A 3,397-nucleotide genomic window follows, 5' to 3' on the forward strand; every position below is an offset into this window, starting at 1 on the left:
CCTCGGCGGCGTTGGAGAGTCCGAGGAGGATCGCGGTGGCGATCTCGTTGCGCCAGTCGGAGATCCTCTCGGCAAGGGTGACGACCTCGGGGACGTCCTTTCCGAAGGTCGCGCAGTAGCCGAGGAACCTGGTCAGGGCCCTGGCGATGTCGGTGCGGGGTGGTCGCGACGCCGGTGCGGGCCGGGGAGAGCGCGAGCAGGTCGAGCAGCAGATTCTTGGCGTTCCAGGCGGTGCGCAGCGCGTGGGCGGCCTCACCGTCGAGGTCCTCGAGAACCGTGAAGGTCTCGAGGATGCGGCGGCGCCCGCGGTCGGAAAGCGCATCCGGGCCCCACAGCAGCCGGTCTTTGATCGTGTACTCGGGGTCGGTGGCACGGCCGCGGCGGTGGCGTAGCTGGTGGCTGACACGGCGGCGTACGTCACTGATGGCCTTGTTGCCGAGCTGGGCGGTGTGGAACGGGTCCACGGCCAACTGGGCGTGCGGGAGCGCGGCGCGGGCGACCGCCTTGTAGGTCGTGGACATGCCGATGGTCACGGCGCTGATCCGGGCACGCCAGGCCGCGGGCTGGGCAAGGATCCAGCTGGTCACGGGCTTCGGAGCCCTCCGCTCGACGACCCGAGCAGCCCCTGATCGCCGGCGGAGTCGATGAGCACCGTCTGCCAGCGGTCGGCGTCGGTCACCCACGCCCCGGTGAGCGGGTTGCGGTGGAAACGCGGCGAGCCGCGCCGCTGGTCGTCGATCCCGAGCACCGACACGTCGGGCAGCGCCGCCCGCAGCGACAGCCGGTTCGCACGGCCGACGCCAGGTCGCTGACCTGGCCGTTCGTCATCGGCGGGTGTGTCCCTTTCCCCGAGCCCTGCACGGTCACACCCCGTCACAGCAGGCGGTCACTGAACGCTGGTGTTCAAACACGGCTCACGGCCAACCGCGTAGGGCCGCATAAGCAGTGGAAAGACGTGCGGGAAGCCCAGGTAAGTCGCGGTAGTGGAGTCCACGCCCGTGGTGTACGAGTAGCGACCGACTGGCTACGAGAGGGCGAAGCTGGTCAGGTCAACCGGGATGATCCCGTGCTTCCTGCAGTACTCGTTGTATCGCTCGGCGAACGTATGGGCCTGCTCGATGCCGATGATCTCGTCGTTTGGGCCGAGGAAAGCAATAGCTCCTTCAACCGAGATGAACACCTCGATGCCCTCGTCAGGCTCCACAATGAACGTGTGCCTGCTGTTGGCGACCTCGTACACGAAGTCACCCGGCCCCGACACCCAGGCGTGCTCCGCGTACCGCCATTTCCCTCGAATGGTGTAGACAAGCACGCGACCATAATGGTCATGCACACCCAGCGAGGCTCCCCCCGGCGCCCGCAGAAGCATTTGTGTCTCGCTCTTGACCAGATCCACATGAAGGATCTTTAATTCCACCTCGTTCGTGTAAGGCGTGAACGGAACCCACGGAAGATCGTCGACTTCCGTGTGCGTTGGAGCGAAATGTTGGAGGGGATTGACCAGTGTCGTCATCTGCGTCTCCTCGGGAGCTTGGCGTCGATCCCTGCCTTCGGAATCGTCTGGATCCGGCGGGGAACGGCCGGCTAGGCGAGCGGTAGGGTTTGATTCTGGACCCACCAAAAGATCCGAGATAGAACAGCGGTGACAGATCCCTGAACACGCGCGACAAGCACGGGTGCCACGCGCGCCGTTGGGGCGAGGACCGGGGTGCCGACGACACCGCCGGGCAGGATAATCCCATGATGATGCGGACGTCCGACGACCGTGTGCGAGAACTCACCGCTGCGCTGGAACGCGACGAGGGACTGGTGGATCCCACGATCGAGCGTGTCCGGCGCGAGATCCCGGCCTATGAGGTGGTCCCGACCGAGGCGCTGGTGACGAGCATCCACCGCAACGTCGTGCTGGCGTGCCGCACCCTGCGGGCGGGCGTCGTGCCGCCGAGCTCGGAGATCTGGCAGGCCGAGCGCACAACGCTGGAACGGCTCCAGCAGGGCGTGCCGATCGAGGACATCATGGGCGGCTTCCGCATCTGCATAGCGAGCATCCAGGACCGGCTGGTGGATCGCGCCCAGGAGTTCGGGGTCGACCACCCCGAGTCGCTCACCCTCACCTCGCTGCTGTGGAAGCTGAGTGACGTGTTCTCCGCTCGTGCGGCGAGCGCCTACCGCGAGTACGGCCTGTCGCATGCGGTGGCGGACCGAAGGCGCAGGGACGAATGGCTCGCCGGGCTGCTCGCCGGCACCCTGTCGCCGACGCAGATTGAGCAGGGGTGCATCCGCTACCACGTGCGGCGCGACACACACCTGCGGGCGGTGTGCACTGCCGCCTTACCGGAAGCGGAGCTGGACCAGGCCCTCAACCTGATCAACCGGGGATGCCGGCGCAGCAACGTGGTCCTGCTCCTGGCGCCCTCCCAAGGCCGGCTCGTGGGGATCGTGTCGGGGCTGCCACCCGCGGTCCCGGGGCTGCTGGTCGCCGCCGGGCCCGAGGGGCCGCTGGACCGGGTCGCGACGTCCTTCTCGGTGGCCAACGACGTATTGGCCGCGGCCCGACTGCGCCACAACGAGGGCGTGCACACCCTCGAGGGCCTCGGCTGGCGGGTGGCCGTGCCGCGCGCCGCGGACGTGACCGCACTGATGCGGGCCCGCTACCTCCAGCCGCTCCGGGGCACCGGTGCGTTCGGGGAGGAAGTCGTCGAGTCGCTCCGCTGCTACCTGGCCAATGGCCGTAAAACATCCCGCGGACCGCCGAGGCGCTGCACATACACGTCAACACGCTGCGCTACCGGTTAGCCCGGTTCGAGGAGCTGACCGGGCGGCCCCTGGACGACACCGACACCCTGGTGGAACTGTCCTGGGCCTTCCACGCGGAGACGGCAGCCCCGCCGGTTTCGTAGCCGCCTACGAAGCAAGGGGCGCCACGTTGGCATCCCGCCCGTAGCCTCCAATGTGTCGCACGCCACATCCTGTTGGGAATCCGTACCCGCTATCGGGCCCATCAGAGCTCGACGTCCCGAGCTGGCGGTCTCGGCCGCCGCCCAACAGGGGAGCAACCCATGACCGCTTCGATGACAGCAACAACCGGCCTCCGAGAGCGGACCAACCACTATCGGCAGCTCCTGGCCGCTTCCGTCGGCAACGCCGTCGAATGGTTCGACTGGTACATCTACTCGATGCTTGCGGTGTACTTCTCCACGCAGTTCTTCCCGGCCAGCCCGGGAGGCAGCCTGGTGCCGCTGATGTCGACGTTAGCGATCTTCGCCGTCGGATTCTTCGCCCGCCCGGTCGGAGCGCTGATCCTCGGGATTCTCGCCGACCGGATCGGCCGCCGCAGGACGCTTAGCACCACGATTATGGGCATGGGCCTGGGCAGTCTCATCATCGGGCTTGCCTC

Annotated in this window: 6 protein-coding genes; 3 read left to right on the forward strand and 3 right to left on the reverse strand. The window is 67.5% G+C overall.

The genetic code is table 11. The features are described from left to right. From AC08OT_RS19625 to AC08OT_RS19635, 3 genes are all read right to left on the reverse strand, one after another. On the reverse strand, positions 1 to 587 hold a 587-nt coding region (locus AC08OT_RS19625; RefSeq protein ID WP_476603173.1), incomplete at its 3' end, for a transposase. Beyond that, positions 584 to 754 (reverse strand): hypothetical protein, encoded by a 171-nt coding sequence (locus AC08OT_RS19630; RefSeq protein WP_476594695.1) that lies wholly within the window; start codon positions 752 to 754, stop codon positions 584 to 586. The genes AC08OT_RS19625 and AC08OT_RS19630, both read right to left, overlap by 4 nt. 270 nt (positions 755 to 1,024) lie before the next feature. Continuing rightward, entirely contained in the window at positions 1,025 to 1,513 is a 489-nt protein-coding gene (locus AC08OT_RS19635; protein WP_476594696.1) for a 2,4'-dihydroxyacetophenone dioxygenase family protein, read from the reverse strand. A gap of 227 nt (positions 1,514 to 1,740) precedes the next feature. Here AC08OT_RS19635 and AC08OT_RS19640 point away from each other — a divergent pair, with 227 nt between their 5' ends. From AC08OT_RS19640 to AC08OT_RS19650, 3 genes are all read left to right on the forward strand, one after another. Then, positions 1,741 to 2,796, forward strand: coding sequence for an RsbRD N-terminal domain-containing protein (locus tag AC08OT_RS19640; protein WP_476596473.1), 1,056 nt, complete (start codon positions 1,741 to 1,743; stop codon positions 2,794 to 2,796). Further along, complete coding sequence (locus AC08OT_RS19645; RefSeq protein WP_476594699.1) at positions 2,781 to 2,900, forward strand: helix-turn-helix domain-containing protein; 120 nt, start codon at positions 2,781 to 2,783, stop codon at positions 2,898 to 2,900. The genes AC08OT_RS19640 and AC08OT_RS19645 overlap by 16 nt, the downstream gene beginning before the upstream one ends. A 171-nt stretch (positions 2,901 to 3,071) precedes the next feature. After that, positions 3,072 to 3,397: MFS transporter (locus tag AC08OT_RS19650; RefSeq protein WP_476603174.1), on the forward strand; the 326-nt coding region annotated here is incomplete at its 3' end.

The sequence above is a fragment of the Frankia sp. CgJB1 genome (assembly GCF_977947065.1).